Source organism: Psychroflexus curvus (assembly GCF_020164585.1).
Taxonomy (GTDB): Bacteria; Bacteroidota; Bacteroidia; order Flavobacteriales; family Flavobacteriaceae; genus Psychroflexus; species Psychroflexus curvus.
Map to the genome: position 1 here is coordinate 81316 of NZ_JAIQZF010000008.1, position 22794 is coordinate 104109.

At 35.0% G+C, this 22794-nt stretch carries 21 protein-coding genes; all 21 read left to right on the forward strand.

Going from position 1 to position 22794, the window contains the following annotated elements; all coding sequences use genetic code 11:
* The first annotated feature begins 4 nt into the window (after nucleotides 1-4).
* Entirely contained in the window at nucleotides 5-994 is a 990-nt protein-coding gene (locus tag LB450_RS12380; RefSeq protein WP_224489310.1) for a glycosyltransferase family 2 protein, read from the forward strand.
* A gap of 2 nt (nucleotides 995-996) precedes the next feature.
* Nucleotides 997-1953 carry a glycosyltransferase family 2 protein gene (locus tag LB450_RS12385; protein ID WP_224489311.1) on the forward strand — a complete coding sequence of 319 codons (957 nt, stop codon included), beginning with the start codon at nucleotides 997-999 and terminating at the stop codon, nucleotides 1951-1953.
* A 1-nt stretch (nucleotide 1954) separates the two neighbouring features.
* Nucleotides 1955-2785, forward strand: a complete 831-nt coding sequence (locus LB450_RS12390) for a glycosyltransferase family 2 protein (RefSeq protein WP_224489313.1) — start codon at nucleotides 1955-1957, stop codon at nucleotides 2783-2785.
* Nucleotides 2782-3708, forward strand: coding sequence for a glycosyltransferase family 2 protein (locus LB450_RS12395; protein ID WP_224489315.1), 927 nt, complete (start codon nucleotides 2782-2784; stop codon nucleotides 3706-3708). Before LB450_RS12390 ends, LB450_RS12395 begins: the two co-directional genes overlap by 4 nt.
* Entirely contained in the window at nucleotides 3705-4814 is a 1110-nt protein-coding gene (wecB, locus tag LB450_RS12400; protein ID WP_224489317.1) for a non-hydrolyzing UDP-N-acetylglucosamine 2-epimerase, read from the forward strand. Before LB450_RS12395 ends, wecB begins: the two co-directional genes overlap by 4 nt.
* Entirely contained in the window at nucleotides 4811-6079 is a 1269-nt protein-coding gene (locus LB450_RS12405) for a glycosyltransferase family protein (RefSeq protein WP_224489319.1), read from the forward strand. The genes wecB and LB450_RS12405 overlap by 4 nt, the downstream gene beginning before the upstream one ends.
* Before the next feature lie 18 nt (nucleotides 6080-6097).
* The gene (locus LB450_RS12410) at nucleotides 6098-7081 is read left to right on the forward strand and encodes a glycosyltransferase family 2 protein (RefSeq protein ID WP_224489321.1); all 984 of its coding nucleotides are present in this window, start codon (nucleotides 6098-6100) and stop codon (nucleotides 7079-7081) included.
* 191 nt (nucleotides 7082-7272) lie between these two features.
* Entirely contained in the window at nucleotides 7273-7935 is a 663-nt protein-coding gene (locus LB450_RS12415; RefSeq protein WP_224489323.1) for a methyltransferase domain-containing protein, read from the forward strand.
* Between the two features lie 335 nt (nucleotides 7936-8270).
* Nucleotides 8271-9428, forward strand: a complete 1158-nt coding sequence (neuC, locus tag LB450_RS12420) for a UDP-N-acetylglucosamine 2-epimerase (RefSeq protein ID WP_224489330.1) — start codon at nucleotides 8271-8273, stop codon at nucleotides 9426-9428.
* Nucleotides 9428-10126, forward strand: a complete 699-nt coding sequence (locus LB450_RS12425) for an acylneuraminate cytidylyltransferase family protein (protein ID WP_224489332.1) — start codon at nucleotides 9428-9430, stop codon at nucleotides 10124-10126. The genes neuC and LB450_RS12425 overlap by 1 nt, the downstream gene beginning before the upstream one ends.
* Nucleotides 10127-10128: 2 nt before the next feature.
* A complete protein-coding gene (gene asnB / locus LB450_RS12430) occupies nucleotides 10129-11862 on the forward strand; it encodes an asparagine synthase (glutamine-hydrolyzing) (RefSeq protein WP_224489334.1) in 1734 nt (577 codons plus the stop codon).
* Entirely contained in the window at nucleotides 11852-13264 is a 1413-nt protein-coding gene (locus LB450_RS12435; protein WP_224489343.1) for a glycosyltransferase family protein, read from the forward strand. The genes asnB and LB450_RS12435 overlap by 11 nt, the downstream gene beginning before the upstream one ends.
* Complete coding sequence (locus tag LB450_RS12440) at nucleotides 13257-14339, forward strand: glycosyltransferase family 4 protein (protein WP_224489345.1); 1083 nt, start codon at nucleotides 13257-13259, stop codon at nucleotides 14337-14339. Before LB450_RS12435 ends, LB450_RS12440 begins: the two co-directional genes overlap by 8 nt.
* 240 nt (nucleotides 14340-14579) lie before the next feature.
* Complete coding sequence (locus tag LB450_RS12445) at nucleotides 14580-14753, forward strand: hypothetical protein (RefSeq protein WP_224489347.1); 174 nt, start codon at nucleotides 14580-14582, stop codon at nucleotides 14751-14753.
* Nucleotides 14754-14818: 65 nt separating this feature from the next.
* Entirely contained in the window at nucleotides 14819-15964 is a 1146-nt protein-coding gene (locus LB450_RS12450; RefSeq protein WP_224489349.1) for a hypothetical protein, read from the forward strand.
* Entirely contained in the window at nucleotides 15957-16910 is a 954-nt protein-coding gene (locus LB450_RS12455) for a glycosyltransferase family 2 protein (protein ID WP_224489351.1), read from the forward strand. Before LB450_RS12450 ends, LB450_RS12455 begins: the two co-directional genes overlap by 8 nt.
* Complete coding sequence (locus tag LB450_RS12460) at nucleotides 16897-17523, forward strand: class I SAM-dependent methyltransferase (RefSeq protein ID WP_224489353.1); 627 nt, start codon at nucleotides 16897-16899, stop codon at nucleotides 17521-17523. The genes LB450_RS12455 and LB450_RS12460 overlap by 14 nt, the downstream gene beginning before the upstream one ends.
* A 388-nt stretch (nucleotides 17524-17911) precedes the next feature.
* A complete protein-coding gene (locus tag LB450_RS12465) occupies nucleotides 17912-19069 on the forward strand; it encodes a glycosyltransferase family 4 protein (protein WP_224489355.1) in 1158 nt (385 codons plus the stop codon).
* A complete protein-coding gene (locus LB450_RS12470) occupies nucleotides 19053-20603 on the forward strand; it encodes a glycosyltransferase family 2 protein (RefSeq protein ID WP_224489363.1) in 1551 nt (516 codons plus the stop codon). Before LB450_RS12465 ends, LB450_RS12470 begins: the two co-directional genes overlap by 17 nt.
* Before the next feature lie 5 nt (nucleotides 20604-20608).
* Nucleotides 20609-21610, forward strand: coding sequence for a glycosyltransferase family 2 protein (locus tag LB450_RS12475; RefSeq protein ID WP_224489370.1), 1002 nt, complete (start codon nucleotides 20609-20611; stop codon nucleotides 21608-21610).
* On the forward strand, nucleotides 21607-22725 hold the full coding sequence (locus LB450_RS12480) for a glycosyltransferase family 4 protein (RefSeq protein WP_224489372.1): 1119 nt from the start codon (nucleotides 21607-21609) through the stop codon (nucleotides 22723-22725). The genes LB450_RS12475 and LB450_RS12480 overlap by 4 nt, the downstream gene beginning before the upstream one ends.
* Nucleotides 22726-22794 lie beyond the last annotated feature (69 nt).

Genomic DNA, 22794 nt, shown 5'->3' on the forward strand with positions numbered 1-22794 from the left:
CCAGTTGTTACATATAAAAAATAAGGAGCCACTTGTTTCTGTTATTATTCCTACCTACAACCGTGCCCACCTTATTGGGGAGACGCTGGACTCGGTGTTGGTGCAGACGTATCAAAACTGGGAATGTATCATTGTGGATGATGGTTCAAGTGATAATACCGATGAGATCGTTGAGGCTTATGTCAAAAAAGATTCTCGTTTTCAATACCATCACCGTCCTTCAGACCGACCCAAAGGAGCAAATGCTTGTCGTAATTATGGATTTGAGTTGAGTAGGGGGGAGTATGTGAATTGGTTTGACGATGATGATTTGATGTTAGAGGAATTTATAAAATCAAAAATCAAATCGTTTTTTGGTGAATGTAAACTAATTATATCAGGGGGATATTTGTTTTCAAACACATTCACAGAAAAAAAAGAAATGATTTTAGAAATAAAAGATAATATTTTTAAAGATTATGTTTTATGGAATTTTCAGATTATTACAAATTCTGTAATGTTCAAGAAAATTTGGTTAACTGACAAAAATTTGTTTAAAATAGGAATTAGCCGAGGTCAGGAGACAGAATTTTTTAGCAGATTGTTTTTTAAATTACCTGAATCAGATTATGTAGTAATTAAGAAGCCTTTGTTTTTGTATAGGCAACACAGCGATACAAAAACTTTTATGAATAAAAGTTTTAGAAAAGATTATATTGAATCTAAAATGATAATATGTATTGAAAATTTAAAAAGAGGAATTTTTTTAAGGGATCAAGAGATTATTGATTATTACTATAAAAATCTCATCGCTATGTTTTTTCAAGTTTTAAAACACCATGAAATAGTCTTAAGTTACAGGATAATTAAAAATATTTTCTTAGTTGCAGAATCGTATAAGATTTTAGACGCTATCAAAATTTGTTTCTTGTTGGTGATTGCATTAAAGTATAAGAAGAGTAGAAGTCCTATTAAAGCTTTACTTATCAAACAATCCTTAAAAGTAGATCTATAGTGATGCCTTTAGTTTCAATTATTATTCCCGTGTTTAATAAGGCGGCTTATTTTGTTGAAACATTAGAAAGTGTTTTTTGGCAGGAATTCCAATTGTGGGAATGCATAATTGTCGATGATGGTAGTACTGATTCATCCCAGAAGATAGCGCAAGATTTCGAGAATAGAGATAGGCGGTTCACCTTATATAAACGTCCTGAGAATTTTGTCAAAGGTGCATCCTCTTGTAGAAATTATGGCTTGGAAAAAGCTATGGGAAAATATATTGTTTTTTTAGATGCAGATGATTTGTTGAGTCCTGTTTGTTTAAATCAACGAATGCATTTTGTTTTAGAACATAAGGAGTTTGACTTATGGATATTTAAGATGGAAATATTTAATAACCTAGATCAATCTCGTAAATTATTTAATGTGCTCTCAGATACAAGTGATGATGATAAATCTTTTTATTATAAGGAGTTCAGTAAAGGGAATTACCCATTTGCAGTAACTTGCCCCGTATGGCCAAAATCTTTTTTAGTTGAACTTGGGGGGTTTGATGAGACATTACAATTACTGGAAGATCCAGATTTACATTTAAGAGCTTTAAAAGTATGCAAAAATGTTATAACAGCGTTCAATTTAGAAGCTGATTGTTTTTATAGGAAAGAGTTTAACAAGAACCAAAGAAAAAAAAAGAAAAAGATACAGCTAGATAATTATTTGAAATTTGCTTACAAGCATAATAGTACTAATGAGAATTTCAAATTATTGTTTAATAAAATTATGTTTTCAAAGATATTTGTATATAATTCAGAGAAATATTTTGTGAAACTTTTATATCTGGGTATAAAAAGTAATATCATAGGTTTTAAAGAAGTAATCTTATTGGTTTTGATGTTCTTGTATCGTATTATAGGTTTCAATAAAAAGAAAGGCACTGGGTATGTCCTTTTAACAAAAATGTATTTACATAAGTGAAATGAAGAAAATTTCAATTGTTATTCCATGTTACAACGATCCTGTTTATATTAGAGAAGCGGTTAAATCGGCAATAGCCCAAACCTATCAGAACAAAGAAATTATTATAGTTGATGATGGATCAAATCATGGAACAAAATCTGTCCTTGCGGAGTTATCCACTGGTGTAACTAAAATAATATCCCAATCAAACCAAGGACTAAGTGCAGCAAGAAATGCGGGAATAGCCTTCGCAAATGGAGAATATATTTTAGTCCTGGATTCTGATGACTTTTTCGAACCAACTTTTTGCGAAAAGGCTGTCTCTTTGAAAGAAGCAAATGCATCTAACTATAAAATAATTACCTGTTATGCCAAGCGATTTGATGATCGTGGGTTTATTGACATTTTTAAGCCTCAAGGAGGAACAATAAAAAACTTTTTGTTTTCTAATTCGGCTATCGGAAATTCATTATTTGCTAAAGCTGATTGGATTGATATTGAGGGTTACGATGAAAAAATGACAAGTGGTTATGAAGATTGGGAATTTTACATTCGCCTATTAAAGTTATCCGGTGAAGCAGTTGTTATTGAGGAGCCCTTATTTAATTATCGTCAAAAAAATCAATCTATGCGAATTAGTGCGAATAGAATTAAATACGAATTATGGAGGTATATTTTTAATAAGCACATATCATTGTATAAACAACATTATGAGGAATTCATTGATTATTTTCTTCAAAAACTTGAACAGGAAGAAGTAGAGAAAATTAAAAATACAACTCGATTAGAATTTAAAATTGGAGAGATGATTCTTGCGCCATTCCGATTTTTAAAAAAAATATTTAAATGATTGCTCCTAAAGTAACTATAATCATGGCCACCTATAACCGGGCGCATCTTATTGAGGAAACCTTGATTTCCATTCAAAACCAGACCTATCCAAATTGGGAGTGCCTTATTATTGATGATGGTGGGACAGATAATACAGAAGAAGTTATTAGGTCTATTTTAGCTAAAGATTCTAGATTCACCTATTATAATCGACCGGATAACTATCAAAAAGGTTTGCCCGGTTGCCGAAATTATGGGTTGGATTTGGCGAAAGGAGATTTTATTATCTTTTTTGACGATGATGATATAGTGCATCCGCAGAATCTGGAGTTAAGTGTGCGGTTTTTAGAAAATAACGAGATAGACTTTGTGCATTATTCAAAAAAGCCTTTTATAAAAATTGAAGATATAAGTATAGAAAATTATTCTAAGACTGAAATCAGTTACAAAATTGACCTTAATAATCTTTATGATTCAATTTTAGGGAACCTAGGTTTAGCTTCATGTACTATTATGTGGAAAAAATATGTTTTTGATGAATATAAGTTTGACGAAACTTTACAATACGCTGAAGAATGGGACTTGTATAATCGATTACTCATAAGTGGTTACGAAGGTTTCAAAATAGATTCAACTCTATATTTCAACAGAAAACACCATAATTCTAACACGGCAAGGTATTATCGTCATAATCCTATTTATCTAAAATCAAAAATAGCTGCATGCATTTCAATTATAAATAGTTTAGATGATAATTCTTTAATTAATAAAAAGTACATCAAATTTTTCCTAGGCTTAAGAAAAAAATCAGAATCAGAATCGATTTATAATGCTCTAAGAAGAGCGAAGTCCATTGGTGTAAGAGAAAAGTTATATGTGAAATTTAGATATGCTTTTTTGCCACAATTAAAATATGTATACGTTCTAAAAAATAAAATATGAAAATTTTAATTTGCTTTGGTACTCGCCCAGAAGCCATAAAAATGGCACCTGTGATAAAGGCTTTCAAAAAAAATGACTTCTTCCATATAAAAGTTTGTGTGACTGCTCAACACAGAGAGATGTTGGATCAGGTGTTAGATTTTTTTCAGATTATTCCCGATATCGACTTAAACCTGATGCAAGCTGATCAAAGTTTAAATCAATTAAGTGCTCGAATTATTAAAGCGATGGATGAGGTGCTTGAAGAAGAACAACCTGACTGGGTGTTAGTACATGGCGATACCACCACTTCTACTATGGTAGCATTAGCTGCCTTTCACCGGGGCATCAAGATAGGGCATGTGGAAGCAGGTTTACGTACTTATGATAAATACTCACCCTTTCCCGAAGAAATCAACCGCCAGCTTACAGGTCGAATCGCCAATGCACATTTTGCCCCCACCCCAAAAGCCAACGATTACCTGCTTAAGGAAGGAGTCCAAAAGAATGAGGTGATTTTGACAGGCAACACCGTGGTAGATGCACTGCACTGGGGATTGGAAATCACCAGGGTTAATCCATCTGAAGAATTGCATAAGTTGTTATCCAGGCTTGATAAAAACAAAAAATTGATTTTAGTGACTGGACACAGGCGTGAGAATTTTGGTCAGGGCTTTATCAATATTTGTGAATCTTTAGCTCAAATTGCTACTAGAAATGATGTAGAACTGGTCTATCCAGTCCACTTAAATCCGCATGTTAAAGATGTCGTACACCAAAAGCTAGGTAAGTACTCAAATATTCATTTGATACCACCAGTAGACTACCCCGTCATGTTAGGTTTATTAGAAGCTTGCAATCTTATTATTTCTGATTCAGGGGGCATTCAGGAAGAAGCTCCGAGTTTAGGCAAAATGGTCTTAGTCACCCGTGCCACTTCCGAACGTATGGAAGGAATTGAAAAAGGTTATGCTGAGTTGGTGGGTACTGATACTCATAAAATTAGCGAGAAAACAAATCATTATTTAGATCATCCTAAGGTCTTGAAAAGAGAAATCAACCCCTACGGATCGGGAAATGCATCAGAACAAATCGTAAATTACCTGCTTAAAATTAAAACAAGTTGAAAAAAATTTTAGTGCTTACCGATAGTATTGAGGTAAATGATAGTAGTGGGGCTAAGGCTAATGTAGCATTAATTAAAAATATCGAAAAGTCTGGTTATAAAGTTGTCGTACTTCACTATACGAGAAAAAAAATAGAATTAAGTGGGGTTAATTGTATTTCGGTTGAGGAGAATAAATGGAATTGGTATTACTGGGCAGCTAAAACTATTATTGTTTTTACAAGAGTTTTGAACCTCAGATTGAATCTTTTTTTTGAAAAATTAAGAGGCTTTTCTTTTACACATGATTATGATGTTTATTCCATAAAAAAAGCTCTTCAACAAATTGATTTTGACCCAGATTTGATTATAACCTTGAGCAAAGCTGCTAGTTTTAGACCCCATAAAGCACTATTATATTTTCCTAGTTGGCATGACAAGTGGCTGGCGTATATTCATGATCCTTACCCTTTTTATTGTTATCCTAGGCCTTACGATTGGATTGGTCCTGGAGATCGCAAAAAACAACTTTTCATGCAGCAAGTGTTTGAAAAAGCAAAATATATTGGTTTTCCCAGTCGATTATTAGCTGAATGGATGTATTCTTACTACACATCTGATGAAAATAAAATCAAAATTATTCCTCATCAGATTGACGAACAACTTGAAGCAAAAGAATCAGATTTACCCAAAGATTTCAATAGCAATAATATTAATTTAGTTCATGCAGGAGCATTACTTCAACATAGAAGTCCAGTTGCCTTACTCAAAGCTTTTACTATATGTTTAAAAGAACATAGCATTCCTCAAAATACGATTTTATGGTTTGTGGGTGGAGGGGTTAACCATTTTGAAAATGAATTCGATAAAGTAAAAAAAGTTTACTTACAGAACATTAAGACACTCAATCAGGTTGATTTCAAGGCAGCTTTTGCTATGCAGTCCTTTTCAGATATAAATATTATTTTGGAATCTAAATCGCATATTTCACCTTTTTTACCAGGTAAATTACCACATTTAATTAAAGCAAAAAAGCCAATCATACACATTGGTCCTAAAAACTCTGAAGTTTACTCGTTGATGCAACATGAATTATTTTATAATCACACTTCTAATAATGTCTCTAATGTAAGTACAGCTTTAATTAACTCTATAAAAAAAAATAAAGAAATTGATACAGTAAGCCTTTTCAAAAAAGATATATATAATTATTTCGGGCATGAAAAGCTAAATGAAGTACTAAAATCATGCTTTCTTGAAATAGAAATTTCAAGTAATAATGTTTAATATAAGAACAGTTTTAGTATGTCAAAAGTAAGTATCATCATTCCAAATTTTAACAGTGCAAAATTCATAAATGAGACTTTAGAAAGTATTGGTAATCAAACTTATTCAAATTGGGAATGTATAATTGTAGACGATGGAAGTGTTGATACATCAAAAGATATAATTGAAACTTTCAAGTTAAAAGATGAACGATTCAAATTCTTCAGTCGACCAAAAAAACTTAAAAAAGGAGCTAATTCATGTAGAAATTTTGGTTATGAGAAATCTTCAGGGGCATATGTGAACTGGTTTGATGCGGACGATGTAATGTTGCCTAATTTTATTGAGTCTAAAGTCAATGAGTTTATTAAAAATGATAATTTAAACTTTGTGATTTCATCTGGCTATTTTGCTGATGAAAATTTAAGTAAAGAAAGCTTAAAACTTAAAAATTTTTATCAAACTGAAAACCTTTATCAAGAGTATGCGTTTTGGCGATTTAAACTAATCACCAATTCCGTAATGTTTTCTTCTGAATTTCTGAATGATAATAATTATCGATTTAATGAAAATTTATATAAAGCACAGGAGTATGAATTGTTTTCAAAGATATTTTATAAAGCATCAAATTCTCAATATAGTATAATTGAAAGCCCTACATACTTCTACCGAAGTAACCCTAATTCATCTACGGTAAAAAACAGAGTTTATAATAAAAAGTTTAAGACATCTGAAATATATGTAGTAAAGCAAGATTTTTTAAGGTCTATAATGGATAAAGACATTGAGTTATTACAGAGTAGACACAGACTATTAATCAATTTGCTCAAAAAGTCAGTGGAAAGTGGAGACAATGCTAATGTGAATTCTATTGTTAATTTTTATAAAGAAATTCTTACCGGGAATTTTTTTCTAAAGTACTCAATTATCTTTTTCACTAGGTTTTTTACAATTTTACCAGTTGGATTTATTAGGTGGGATTACTTATTAAAACATCAAACACTTAAAGTTATTAAAAAATGAGAAACGGTGGTAATCTATGAAAAAATAGATAAAAAATTAGATCTTTTATCATTTCGCATGATTATTATTGTTGACTGGATTCAAGCCGTAAAATATGATTCGCGTTTAACTTCTTTGCAATTTAATGTAAATGGTACATTACCGCCTGGCAAGCTATACTGGGAGCAAAATAAAACTAATTGATATAGCCTATGAAATTTAAATTAATTAAAAATCTAAAACGTGGTGATTGGGCGGAAGAGAAGCTGAAAATAGTAAAATCCAGTTTGCCTAATGAAATTGTGAGCGACATTGGATCAGGATGGGGGTGTTTTAAAAATAAAGTAGAAAGCTTAGGATTAGTTTGGCAGCCTTTCGATTATGTTCAAAAGTTACCTGAAGCCACGTTATGGGATTTGAACAATCCGGCACCTGAAACCGCTAAAAAACCTGGGTTCATTGTCCTTTTAGAAGTTTACGAACATTTGGCTAATCCCGAACTGGGAATAAAAAATATTGCCAGTCATATAGCCGATGGCGGATACCTCGCTATGTCCTGTCCAAATCCATTTTATGCCAAGAGTAAGTTTACCATGATTTATAAGAATCAGCTCTACGCATTTCAGCCAAAACATATTGAAGAGCATCACGTCAACGTCCCACTACCTCATATTATAGAATTCTATCTAAAAAAACATGGTTTTGAGTTATTGGAAAAAGGAGTGATTGATTCGCATAGGTTACCTTCGTTTAAGTTTTCCTTTAATTACTTAAAAGACTGCACCAAATACATTTTAGAAAAGATAGTTGGAGGTGATACTGTACTTTCCAAAGGGGAAACACAAGTCTATTTTGCAAAAAAAACAACACATTAATCCAGAAAGTATTAGCTAAGGCTTCCTAACTCTATGTGCATTTTCTATATTTACTGCGTTCGGGTTTTTAAATGTAAATTAAAAGTTCAGGCATAAACGAATACCTAGAGATTTTGCGTTTTTTCTATTTTATGATAGTTTTCATGTTGGTTGTATGGTAGCCTACATTTAGGGTAGTAAATTGAAACATAGTAGAATAAATGGGATTTCTTAAACTAAGAAGACCTTGATTAGTCTTTTGCTGTGTTTTTTTTCATAGTAAGAAATTGCACCCCGTCAAAGCCGGATTAGCTCCTTCTTTTTTTCTATTTTTATCCAATACTTAATCTCGCTTTATGTCCAAACGAAAAATCTGTGTCGTCATTACCGCAAGGCCTTCCTACAGCCGTATTAAAACGGCTCTTACGGCTATTCAGGCACACCCTGCCCTGGAACTACAATTGGTAATTGCGGGTTCGGCGCTGTTAGATCGGTACGGGAATGCCGTTGATTTTATCGAAAAGGACGGGTTTAGTATTGCCGCAAAAGTATTTATGGTGCTGGAAGGAGAAAATCCTACGACTATGGCTAAAACAACCGGTCTGGGGGTTATGGAATTGACCAATGTATTCTACAACCTAAAACCGGATGCCGTTGTTACCATTGCTGATCGCTTTGAAACCATTGCGACTTCAATAGCTGCGGCATATCAGAATATACCCTTGGTACATATTCAGGGCGGAGAAGTTACCGGAAGCATAGACGAAAAAGTGAGGCATGCCAATACCAAACTTGCCGATCTTCATTTTGTTTCAAGTGAAGATGCCCGGGAACGGGTGATACTGCTGGGAGAGGTTCCCGAAAAGGTGATTAATACCGGTTGTCCGTCTATAGATTTAGCGGCCTTAGTGAAGCGTGAGAATAGATTGAATTTTAACCCTATTGAAAAATACGGAGGGGTAGGAGCCAAATTGAACTGGGAAGCCGGATATGTAGTGGTGATGCAGCATCCGGTCACCACAGAATATCAAAAGGCTAAGGCTCATATTAAGGAAACCTTATATGCTATCAAAGAACTGGGTTATCCCACCTTTTGGTTTTGGCCGAATGTGGATGCCGGCTCCGACGGAACTTCCAACGGGATTCGCGCGTTTCGAGAACTTGAAAAACCTGGGAATATGCATTTCTTTAAGAATATGGAACCTGTTGATTTTTTAAGCTTGTTATCCCAGGCTAAGGTGTTGGTGGGAAATTCCAGCGTGGGTATTCGGGAATGTTCGTACCTGGGTGTTCCGGTTGTCAATATCGGAAGCCGTCAGCACAGGAGGTTACGGGGAAACAATGTAACTGATGTCGCCGATGATAAAGACGAAATAGTCAGAGCGGTTCAAAGGGCATGGTCAGGCGGTCGATTCCCAACTGAGACCCTCTATGGTGATGGAAATGCAGGCCAAAACATAGCCGATTTGCTGGCTGACACAGAATTAACCTTTAGCAAAACCATAACCTATTAATGCGGGTTTTAGGGATTATACCGGCAAGGGGCGGAAGCAAAGGCATTCCGGGAAAGAATATCAAAGCCTTGGGCGGAAAACCCCTTTTACATTATACTATTGAGGCGGCCAAGGCAAGCCGATTGCTGGACAGGGTGATCCTTTCTTCTGATGATGCGGAAATAACTGACCTGGGAAAGTCCGCCGGACTTGAAGTTCCCTTTGTTCGACCGGCACATCTGGCAACGGATCAATCTGGTTCGCTTGAGGTTGTTCAACACGCGCTGAATTTTTTTACACAAAAAGGGAAAGTTTTTGATGCAGTCTGTTTACTGCAACCCACAACACCTTTTCGCGAAAGCGGTAGTATTGATAAAGCTATTCAAAAATTTGCGGAAAATAGTTTTGACTCTCTCATAAGCGTCAGGGAAGTTCCGGCCGAATTCAATCCGCATTGGGTGTTTGAAGCCGATGACAAAGCCTGTTTACAGATTGCTACGGGTGAAAATGAAATCATTAAACGCCGGCAGGAGTTGCCAAAAGGATATTTTCGGGATGGGAGTATTTATTTGACTAAAACAGATGTCCTATTAAAACAGCATTCTTTGTACGGGAAGCGTATTGGTTATATTCTTTCCAAAGGGGAGCGCTTTGTGAATCTGGATACCCCCGAAGACTGGATAAAAGCAGAAAAAATGCTCAGTGAAAATAAAAAATAGATATGTGTGGAATTTCGGGTTATGTTGGAACTGCTTCAGCAAAGAACTTTTTATCACAAATGGTTTCTTCCCAGCACCACCGCGGTCCTGATGCTTCGGGGATTTATGAGGACCCCGGTTTTGCAGCTTTGGGCCATAACCGGCTTTCCATCATCGACCTTTCTGCCGAAGCCAACCAACCGCTTACGGATGCCAGTGGAAGGTATGTAATAGTGTATAATGGGGAAGTTTATAACTACAAGGAAATCAGGGATTCGTTAAAGGGACATTACAATTTCAGGACTCAAAGCGACACTGAAGTGGTGCTGGCAGCTTATATTCATTTTGGGCCGGATTGTCTTAACCGGTTCAACGGTATGTTTGCTTTTGCGATATGGGATACCCATACAAAAAGTCTGTTTGCAGCCCGTGACCGTTTTGGCGTTAAACCTTTCTATTATACCCAGACTAAAGACGGGTTCTATTTTTCCAGTGAAATCAAGGCCCTTAAAGAAGTAGCAGACACAGAATTAAATCCCAGTGTATTTGCAAACTATTTTGCATTTGGCAGTTATGGTATGCCAGATGAGACATTTTATTCAGGCATTCATCAGCTTCCGGGAGGACATTCGTTGGAATGTAATGCTTTGGATATAAAATTATATTGCTGGTATAATTTTGAGGAACGGGTATCACAAATCCCTTCAAATCTATCTTTAGCACAGGTAAAGCAGCATTACTCGGAATTATTAAGGGATAGTATTTCCCTGCGTTTTCGAGCAGATGTACCTGTTGGTATCAATATCAGTGGCGGTATTGACAGTTCTTTGTTATTGAGTCTCGTCAATTTAAGAGATGATGCCCCACAGATAAAAGCCTATACCTTTTATACCGGTGATTCCCGCTACGATGAATTGCCCTGGGTAGAGGCGATGATTCAACATACCAAAACCCCTTTGACAAAACTAGTGTTTACGGCAGAGGAGGTACCCGAATTTGCTAAAATTATAAGTCGGTTTCAGGAGGAGCCTTTTGGGGGTATTCCTACTTTAGCTTACGCAAAAATTTTTGAGCAGGCACAAAAGGATGGTGTAAAAGTACTGCTGGATGGGCAAGGCATGGACGAAGCCTGGGCAGGATATGATTATTACCATACGAGTTCACAGCAAACCATTCAGGGACAAAGTGCTGGAACGAGTCCGTTTAAACCCCAGTGTTTACAACCTTCTTTTTTAGCTTTGGCCACAAAACCGAAATACCCAGAACCCTTTGATAATGCCCTGCAAAACAAACAGTATCGCGATTTGTTTTATACCAAGATACCACGGGCCTTGCGATTTAACGACCGAATCTCCATGGCTTTTTCAACAGAGTTGCGCGAACCTTTCCTGGATTACCGTTTGGTTGAATTTGCCTTTGCACAACCGGAACAGTATAAACTCCAAAACGGGCAGACGAAGTTTGTACTCCGCGAAATTTTAGGCGACCTGGTAACAAACAAAGTGATAAACGCCCCCAAACGCGCTTTACAAACCCCACAAAGGGAATGGATGGGGGGCGAGTTAAAAACAACTATGGAACAAGCTATTAATCATTTGAAGGCGTCATCCTATAGCCATTGGTTTGATTTCAAAGAAATCCAAAGGGAATGGGACAGCTATCAAAACGGAAAACAGGAGTCCTCCTTTCACTTGTGGCAATGGATGAATTTCAGTTTCTTAGCAAATGAAAAAAACAAGTCCAACTATGGATTTTAAGAGCAAAAAGAATGTATTAGGTCTGGTCATAGTAGACGGGGTCGGCTTTCGTAACTTTATACTTAGCAACTTTTTTAAGGAGGCAAATCAGCAATATGAAAAAGTGGTTATATTTTCCGGCTTACCAAAAAGGGTTTATTCCGGTTTTGTTTCTGTGGATGTTAGTATTGAAGAATTGGATGATTTCAAGGAACCTTTCTCTACCTGGTTTTTTAGAAAAACCAAGGAAATAGCCCATTTAAGAGAAAACTCTATAAACAACTTTGGGATAAGTGATAATTTAAAGGCCAATTATCCCAAAAACATGAACAGGAGAGGACTGTTGACCAGATTTATTTATTTGCTTACTTACTTTTTTCATTCTGAATATTGGATTGATAAATATTACCGTTTACAAGAATGGAGTTTTAAAACACATAGCACCACTCAAAAATATCATACACTATTAAAAAAATATAATCCGGACGTCCTTTTCTTTACCCATCAGCGCCCACCTTATATTGCCCCGTTAATATATGTAGCAAATAAACAGGGCATAGCTACGGCGACCTTTATTTTTAGCTGGGACAACCTGGCTTCCAAAGGTCGCATGGCCGGGGAATTTGATAGATACCTGGTGTGGAGTAAGCTGATGGAAAAAGAATTGCTGCAATTTTATCCCAAAATAAAACCACAACTAATACAGGTAATGGGAACACCTCAGTTTGAGCCTTATGTGATGGAAAAGTACAAAACGTCCAAAGCGGCTTTTTATAAAAAGTTTGATTTGAATCGGGAGCAAAAAACACTATGTTACAGCTGCGGGGATATATCCACGAGTAAAAACGACGAACTGTATATTACGACCATTGCAAAATTAATACAGCAGAACAGTTTTGATCAACAATTGAATTTCCTCGTCAGAACATCCCCGGCAGAAGATGGCCAAAGGTTTGAAAAGGTAAAACAAGTTTATCCCTTTATAAAGTGGAACACTCCAGAATGGATACTCTCTCGCAAAAACCATTCTGAACCCTGGTCACAACGGGTACCCACGGTAAATGACATGAAAGACCTGCGGGCAATATTAGATTACTGTGATGCGGGGATCAATATGTGTTCGACTATGAGCCTGGATTTTATGCATTTTAACAAACCCGTGATTAACCCTGTTTTTGGTAATGAAAATAATGGGTTGTATAATGATGGACGGTTTTTAAACTATGCCCATTACAAACGGGTAGCTGAAAGTGGCTCAGTTACTATTGTAAAAAATGAAGAAGAATTAAAAGAAGCCATTGCAATGGCTTTGGAAGAACCCTTAGTGCAACAAAAGCAACGAAAGCAGATGTTGGATTTACAACTGGGCAAGCCTCTTAAAGGTACCGGTAAACGCATTGCAAAAGCACTGGCACATGAGTAAAAAAAATATAGCGGTAATCTGTAACTACCGGCTCGAAGCCAGTCGGGTTGGCGGTATGGACCATTTTTTCTGGCAGTTCAATGCCCGATGCAAAGAACAGGGAATCGTCGTAGACTGGTTTTTTCCCAATCCGGGCATGCATGGGGATTATAGTAGTTTTAGCTTATATGCCGATGAAACGGTAGCGGTAGAGCAGCTTTTTTTAAATCACCTGCAAAATCAACCCCCATCCTATTCCCACATCATTACCCACTTTACGGAACTCTGTACCCCTTTTTATAAAAAACTTAAGAAACACAGTAATGCCCGGGTGATTGCCGTTGACCATAATCCGCGGCCACTTAAGGGATATACTTTTAAGAAGAAAGTTGGTAAGCGGTTAAAAGGACTTTTGTATTCGCGTTATATTGATGTCTTTGTAGGGGTGTCCGAATATACACGGCGAGAGTTGCTACGGGATTTTGGGTCGCATATCGCGTCCAAAACCCGGGTTATTTATAACGGGGTATTGGTGGATGCCATTGAGGTAAGAGAAAAACGGAATCATATTCAGCCCACTTTTTTGGTGGCTTCTCATTTACGGAAGTCTAAAGGCATTCAGGACCTCATAGCCGCCGTGGCCATGCTGCCGGAATCGGTTCGGGATTCTCTGGTTATAGACGTATATGGGGACGGACCTTATAAATCTATACTACTGGAACAGGCTGAATCACTTGATGTTACACAGAATTTTCGTTTTAAAGGCAGTCACTCCCACTTGAACACCGTGTTTCGTCAATACGACTATTTGCTGCATCCTACCCATATGGAATGTTTTAGCTTGACCCTGTTGGAAAGCCTGGCTGCCAATGTTCCTGTGATTACGACTAATGTGGGAGGGAATGAAGAGGTGGTGGTTTCCGGGAAAAACGGTTATATTTATAAAGCAAAAGAAGTAAATGAATTGAGGGAAATTTTAATTAATTTATGGGAAGGAAACTATGAGTTTGATTTGAATACTAGAAAGTTAATAAATGAAAAATTCAGTATTGATAACATGGTTTCTGAGCATTTCAAATTAGTACAAACAATATAAACACTTTATAAAAAAAGCTTTTCTTACCCCCCGAATATTTACATCCCAATTGTAACCATCCGGATGGTATTGGAACGAGTATGTATAAGCTATCTAATGCTTGGTTGCAATTAAAGCAGGAAGTGAGGATTTTAGTTTACTGACACCTTAAGTTTTTAAGGATGATGTCGTAGTTATTCAAAGAATCAAGAATAGAAAAAATTAAAAGTCTTCTCACCTTGGCTGAATTCAAAAGAGGAAATGGAAAAAATAATATTAGAAGGATTGACTAATCCAAAGCCTTATGTGGAGAATGCCCAAAAATGGTTTAGTATAATTAATGAACAGCCAGCTGAAGAGGCCTCAAAATGGATAGTAGCTGCTTTAGATGAAATATTAGTTAAACAGATCTATAATTCACACTTAAAATCATGAAAAATTATTTTAAAATATCCGTGATAATATTTTCAAAGTGATTGGGTGAATTTATTTTATAAGTTATGAATTTAAAAAAAGAAAATATATTTTGGGTTATTGTTATATTAACCTTACTGTCAACTATAAGGACTTTCATCATACCATTACAGGCAGATGAACTAACTTATTTTAATATATCTGAAAACATTTTAAACGGAAAATACTACCAGATTAATAACCCCAGCACTGTTAGTCCTATTATACCTTTTATTATAAGCTTATTCAAAATACCGGGTTATCCTCAACTAAGTATTTTTCTAGTTAAATTGTTTCAAATACTTATTACAATAGCAGGATTTAGATATTTAATATTGATTTTGAAAAAAATAGAAATTGATGAAAAAATTAAGGTAATTCTTTTATGTTTGACCATAGTTAACCCGATTGGAATTACATATTATAGTAATTTGTATCCTGCATCAGTGATATTTTTTGCTTTTTGGGGTATTATATATTATTGTTCATCAAATTCATATTCGAGAATTACTTTAATAAAAATATTAGTCATGTTTGTGATATTGAGTTTGACTCGATATCTGTATTTATTAATGTGGATTCCAATTTCATTTTATGTTTACAATTATGTGAAACACAATAAAATTGAATTCTATTCTTTTAACTTTTTAAAAACTTTCTTGATCGTAATAATCCCATTGATGTTATGGTTCAAATATGTGTATAATATCGAAAGTATAAATGAATCTGAAATTAGTTATTTTGATAGGTTTAAAAAAGATAACTTTCTAGTATACAGTATCAAAGCTGGTCTTGGGGTTATTAAACACCATGAAGTAAGTAGGATAAACGGTTTGCCAGCATTTGCATCACTTTTTGTTCCAATTACAGGGTTCAGAAATTTTGCTCTAAGTATAATTTTAATAGTTGCATTCTTATTTGGTTTTATTTTTAATAAAAAAAAAGCAATGAGATCAATGTTTTACAGCACAATTTTAATAATGTTAGGCTTAATATTAGCTGGGACTGGTTTTAGCAGGTATTGGGTTACAATGCTTCCCGCATACTACTTAGGATTTTACTTGGCTTACAATAAGCTTAAGTTTAAAGATAAATATTTTGTTTATTGTTCATATTTATTGTGTTTCATATATATAATTAATGAGTTTAGGTTAAATTATTTAATAATAAATAAATATTTACTTAATGACTAGTAACATAATAGTTTATATGCCAGCATTTAATGAAGGTGAAACAATATTTAAAGTGTTGAATTCCATTAACATTAAAAGAACCAATGTAAATGTCGAATATTTAGTTGTTGATGACGGAAGCACAGATAATACAGTGATAGAAGCTAAAAAGGCTAACGCTACAGTTGTAAGTCATAGATACAACAAAGGTGTAGGCAAGGCTTTTGAAACTGCAATAGAATATGCTCTTAACAATAAGGTGGATGTATTAGTTAGTATAGATGCAGATGGACAATTCGACGTGAATCAAATTGATGAATTTTTGAATACAATCTTAGATGATCAAGCAGACTTTTGTATTGGTAATCGGTTTAGTAAATCAAAACCGGAAAAGATGCCTTTTGCCAAATATTGGGGTAATAAACAAATGAATAAAATAATTAGTTTTATAGGGAAAGAAAAAATTGAAGATGCATCATGCGGCTTTAGAGCATATTCTAAGAAGGCTTTATTAAATCTTAATTTACAAGGTCAATTTACTTATACACATGAAGTTATTTTAGATTTATTGGATAAAGGTTTTAGAGTGAATCAAATACCAGTTAATGTTATTTATTTTGAAGACAGGGTTTCAAGAATTGCCAATAACCTATTTAGTTATGCTTTTAGATCTTTAATGATAATTTTTAAATGCTATAAAGATTACAAACCGCTGAATTTTTTTCTTTCCATAGCTAGCCTTGTCCTTTTAACAAGCTTAGCAGGAGGTTTTTTTGTTTTATATAATTGGTTTACTGTAGGTAGTATTTCACCTTATAAAAGTATTGGAATAATATCTTTAGCCTTGCTTGGTATATCAATTTTATTAACAATTTTTGCTTTTTTAGCTGATATGCTAAATAGAATCAGAAGAAATCAAGAAAAAATTCTTTATCTCTCAAAACAAAAATATTTTGATAAAAATTAATTCGGAAAATTTGAAGGCTCAGCCTGAAAAAGAGGATTTTAAAGGTAAATATGAAGATAAAAATTTTGTTTCGAGTTTTCTTGTAAATAATTACTTTAAATCTGTGCTTAACTTAATTAATAAAATTGAGGTGTCAAATGCACATGAAATAGGTGTTGGTGAAGGGTATTCAACTGAAAAATTAAAAAAATATTTTAAAACATTTACAGCTTCAGAATTTTTACCAGATTTAGTATCTAGAGCTAAAAACAGAAATCCTGATATTGAAATATTTCAGGAAAATATATATGAATTAAAGTTTAACGATGAAGAAGTTGACTTGACTATTCTTTTAGAAGTTTTGGAACACTTAGACTATCCAAAATTAGCTTTAAAAGAATTAAAAAGGATTTCTAAAAAATATCTTATTATTGGTGTGCCTAGGGAGCCAATATGGAGGGTTTTAAACATGTCTAGGTTTAAATACCTGAGTTCTTTAGGTAATACACCAGGACATTTAAATCATTGGTCAAAAAAATCTATTGTAAGGTTAGTAAATGAAAATTTCGGAGAAGTAATAGCAGTTGAGAACCCATTGCCTTGGACGATAGTTCTGGCCAAGAAAAAAGGATAATAATTGATTAGTAATAAAAATAAATCTTTGATTATCAAGTATGCTTTTATTAGCATTTTAAGCTATTCATTTGTTCTTTTTGGACTTTATTTTTTTGTAGAATATTTGAATTTAAATAATTCAATATCTTTCCTTATAGTATACGGAGTAAATTATTTATTTTTATTTAAAGTTCAATTGAACTATTTGTTCAAAGTAAAATTCTCAAAATCCAAAATCATTAAATATATCATCTACATATTATCATTTTATTTAATTGCAAATTTACTATTTAATCTATTTTTAATTTTAAATATGGAATATATAACATCTACAATCTTAACGGTTTTAATTTTATTTCCTTTAAGATTCCTTGTTTCAAGAAAAATTGTTTTTAAATGAATGCTTAGTGAAAATTGCCTTTCTCACCCCCGAATATCCTCACCAAAACACTGGAAGCTCTGGTGGCATAGGCACGAGTATAAAAAACTTAGCTGATGCTTTATCGCAACTAGGACACAAGGTCCATATTATGGCCTATGCCCAGGCTGAAGACAAGGTTTTTGAACACGAGAACATAAGCATTCATCAAATTAAAAATCAAAAATTTAAAGGCCTATCCTGGTGGTTAACACGTAAAAAAATAGAAAAGTATATTAATGAGTTGCATGCTAACAATCAAATTGATATTGTGGAAGCACCGGACTGGACGGGGATTTCCTCTTTTATTCAGCCCCAAAAATGCCCCATTGTTATAAAACTCCACGGAAGCGATACTTATTTTTGTAAACTGGAAAACCGACCATTAAAGATAAGAAATTATCGGCATGAGCGAAGAGCACTGGCAAAAGCCGATGGTCACCTGTCAGTCAGTCAGTTTACTGCTGATAAGACCAATGCCTTCTTTAAGCTTGATTTTGACTTTAGCATTATTCCCAATGGTATAGATACTGAATACTTCAAGCCAAAAGAAATTAAACAGACATCAGCCAAAAAAATTCTTTACCTGGGCACATTGATCAGAAAAAAAGGAGTGCTTGATTTACCTCATATATTTAATCGCGTCATAGATGAAGAACCAGAGGCTGAATTGATTTTGATAGGTAGCGATGCGCATGATATCCAGACAGGTGAACCTTCAACATGGAAGTTAATGCAGGGCTTATTTAGTGAAGCTGCTTTAAGACAAACAACATACAAAGGGAAGGTGCCTTATCATGAGGTTCAAGACTATATCCACGAAGCAGATGTCTGTGTATTTCCTTCCTATGCCGAAGCCTTACCCGTGTCATGGCTGGAGGCTATGGCCATGCAAAAAGCAGTGGTAGCTTCAAATATTGGATGGGGGAGTGAAGTCATCGAAGATGGTATAAGCGGGGTATTGGCTTATCCTTCAAACCATAAAAAGTTTGCTCAATCTATTATACGTATTTTGAATGATAAGCAAATGAAAACTAATCTGGAAATAAATGCTAGAAAACGCATACTAGATAGGTTTGACAGCAAACTTATCGCTAAAAAATCAATAGATTATTATAAATATATTATTGATGAAAATAAAAAATAAAATGTCATTCAATACCTATAAAAACACCAAAGGTGAAAATATTTTTTTTACAGGAACACCTGATTTGGATTTGTTAGAAAAAGTAAGTTTAGGACCAGGCGATATTTGGCATAGCTCTTTAGATCAGGGCTATAGAAATACCTTTCAGGATTTGGTTTATTTCGCAGCTACGTTTTGGTGGCACTTCAACGATTATGATGGTTTAGATTCTTGTATTTCATGGCGTGTGAACCCCCGGAGTTTTGCTATACGAGAAAATGTTTGGAAACAAATTCATCATTTTGATAATGATTACACAACGGATCATATGAGGGGTTTAGATTTTGGCTTTAAAGCTCTCAAATATTCAGGGGCAGTAGTGCTTTATCAAAAAGCTCTGTTTAATTCAGAGAATCAATGTATTGAAATCAGCACGAAAGATCGGTACTTATTTTATCGAAAAAATTTAAAATACAGCCATGCCTTATACATGCTACTCAGAAAAGGATTTTGGAAATTTAGTGAATGGAAATACTATTTTTGGGCAAAAAATAATGCAGTAAAAGCACCAGAAAAATTGATAAATAATCAGCCTTTAAAACCTTTAAATGGTAAACCAACGGTAAGTTATATCATTCCCACCATGATGCGCCAAGAGTATACCTTACAATTGCTTAATGATTTAAAAAATCAAACTTATCTACCAACACAAGTGGTGATTGTTGATGCTACTCCTGAAAAAGAACGCGACCTAACTCTTTATAATTTTAAAGATTTTCCTTTTGAAATCACTTTAAAATGGCAAATTACTAAAGGTAGTTGTCGAGCCCGTAATGAAGCTGTAGAATTATGCACTAAAGACTATATCATATTTGGTGATGATGATATTCGGCTGCAAAAAGATTTTGTTGAGAATCACCTAAGGTTTTTGCAAACCTATAAAGTAGACGCCTGTAATGGTTTAGATATTATGGCAGACCATCATCGACAAGATTTAAATGATTTGGAGCGAAAGGTGAAAAACCTTGAAGATTATCGTTTACATGTTTCAGTATCGCATAATTTTAATAATGCCAATTCTTGTGTGCGAAGGGATTTGGTAAATCAGCTAGTTGGAAATGACATCAATTATGATGGGGGTTATGGGGAAGATGCGGATTTTGGTTTGTCATTGTTCAAGATAGGCGTTACTGTATTGTATAATCCATTCTCAAGGAATCTACATCTAAAGCCACCATCAGGAGGATATCGATTTTGGGGAATGCAAGCTAAAATTTTAGGTAAAAGGCGAAAAAAACAACCCTGGGAATTAGACACTCCTGTAAAGAAGATAAGACCTGTGCCAAGCCCTACTATTATGTATCAATTTGAAAAGCATTTTAATGAAAATCAGAAAAAAGAATATAAATTCAAATACTTTTTATTTTATCTAGTTAAAAACAAAAAGGCAACATTAATTTTCAGATTATTAAATATACCCTTTAAGTTACTTCAATATAAGAAATCGGTTTTTTATGCTAAAAAACTGAATGAACTAGGACCAAGGTATAAATAATCAGTATGCATCTCACCCTTATCGTCTGTACCTATAAACGCCCTGAGTCTTTGCTTAGGCTCTTAGATTCTGTAGAGCAGCAAAGTCATCTGCCCGATGATATCTTAATTATTGATGGTTCTCCAGATGAGGAAACAGCCTTTGCATTAAAAAAAACCGATCTTGCTCAACTTCGTTATCACAAGGTAAACCCAGAACAACGTGGTTTGACCAAACAACGCAACATCGGTATAGAGTTATGCAATTCAACCACTGATGTTGTGGCTTTTTTGGATGATGATATTGTTTTAGAAAAAGAGTATTTTAAAAATTTATTATCAACTTATTTTGAGTATCCGGAGGCTATTGCAGTTGGGGGCTATATCATCAATGACATCCAATGGAAAGAGAATGAGGGAAATGAAAAGCAAAACCAACATTCATTTTGTTTTGATGGCTATTGCCGAGCCGAAAGTTCAAGGTTTAAAATAAGAGCAAACCTGGGATTAGCACCGAACAGACCACCAGGACATTTGCCTAAATTTTCTCATGGCCGCAGCATAGGGTTTTTACCACCCTCAGGTAAAACTTATCCTGTGGAGCAATTTATGGGAGGGGTGTCCTCCTACAAGAAAGAGGTGTTTAATAAGATTAGATTTTCAACTTACTTTGAAGGCTATGGCCTCTATGAAGATGCCGATTTTTGCTTTAGACTTTTAAAATACGGTCAACTCTATGTCAATACAGCTGCCCGCTGTGAACACCATCATCACCCCTCCGGTCGGCCTAATCAGTTTACCTATGGGCAAATGGTCGTTCGTAATGGCTGGTATGTCTGGCGTTTGCGCTGGCCGGAGCCGGGTTTAAAAAATGTGTTTAAATGGCATTGTACCACCTTGCTCTTAGCCTTTTTAAGGTTTTTGAATACCTTTACCACATCACAAAAACAACAAGCCCTGACTGAAAGCTTAGGTAGATTATGGGCCTGGATAAAATTGTGGTTTGCTAAGCCCAAAATTAAACGATGAATTTTTTGATTATATCTCATGCAGCTCATTATAAAAGCAATGGACAATACTATGCTTATGCGCCTTACGTTCAGGAAATGAACCTATGGCTAAAGCATGTGGATCAGGTCGAGATTGTGGCACCGGTTTCATCGGCCCTGGATAAACACATGAGCTTAGCTTATGCGCATCATAATATTTCGATGTCTGAAGTACCAAGCTTTTCCCTGGTAAGTTATAAGGAAAAACTCTTAAGCCTGATTAAACTCCCGAAAATCTTATGGACGATCTTTAAAGCTATGAAACAGGCCGACCATATCCATTTACGTTGCCCGGGTAATATGGGCTTGCTGGGGTGTCTGGTGCAGATCTTATTTCCAAACACGCCTAAAACTTCCAAGTATGCAGGCAACTGGGATCCGAAAGCCAGACAGCCCTGGTCGTATAAGCTTCAAAAGTGGTTGTTGAGCAATACCTATTTAACCAGAAACATGCAGGTGCTGGTGTATGGTAAGTGGCCGGATCAGTCCCGAAACATTAAATCTTTTTTTACAGCCTCCTATTTCGAACACGAAAAAGCACCTGTTACCACAATAGACTATACTCAATCCATTCATTTTTGTTTTGTGGGTAGTTTAGTTAAGGGAAAGCAGCCTCTCAAGGCTTTAGAATTTGTAGAGAAGCTACAAAAAAAAGGAAAAAATGCTATTTTGCATATCTACGGGGAAGGCCCTGAAAGAAAAGCTATTGAAAATCAAATTCAAAAAAGAGAATTAGAAGAATCTGTTGTTTTACACGGCAACCAGCCCAAAGGAAAAATAAAACAGGCATTGCAAGATTACCACTTCTTAATACTGCCTAGTCAATCTGAAGGTTGGCCAAAGGTTGTAGCTGAAGCCATGTTTTGGGGCTGTATTCCTATGGTAACGCCTATATCCTGCCTGCCCTGGATGCTTGACTATGGTAAGCGGGGAATGTTAATGGATGATAACAATCTTGATGAAACAGCGGAGCGATTGATACACTTATTAAAAACACCAAAGCAATTGGAAGACATGGCGAGCAGGGCAGTTGCCTGGTCAAGGCAGTATACCCTGGATAAGTTTGAGGAAGAACTCAGGAAAGTCTTAGCTTAGTCTGTGAAATAATGAATACAACTATAATCCGAAAAGTTTTGATGTTAAGTCAAAACTCAATTGAATAAA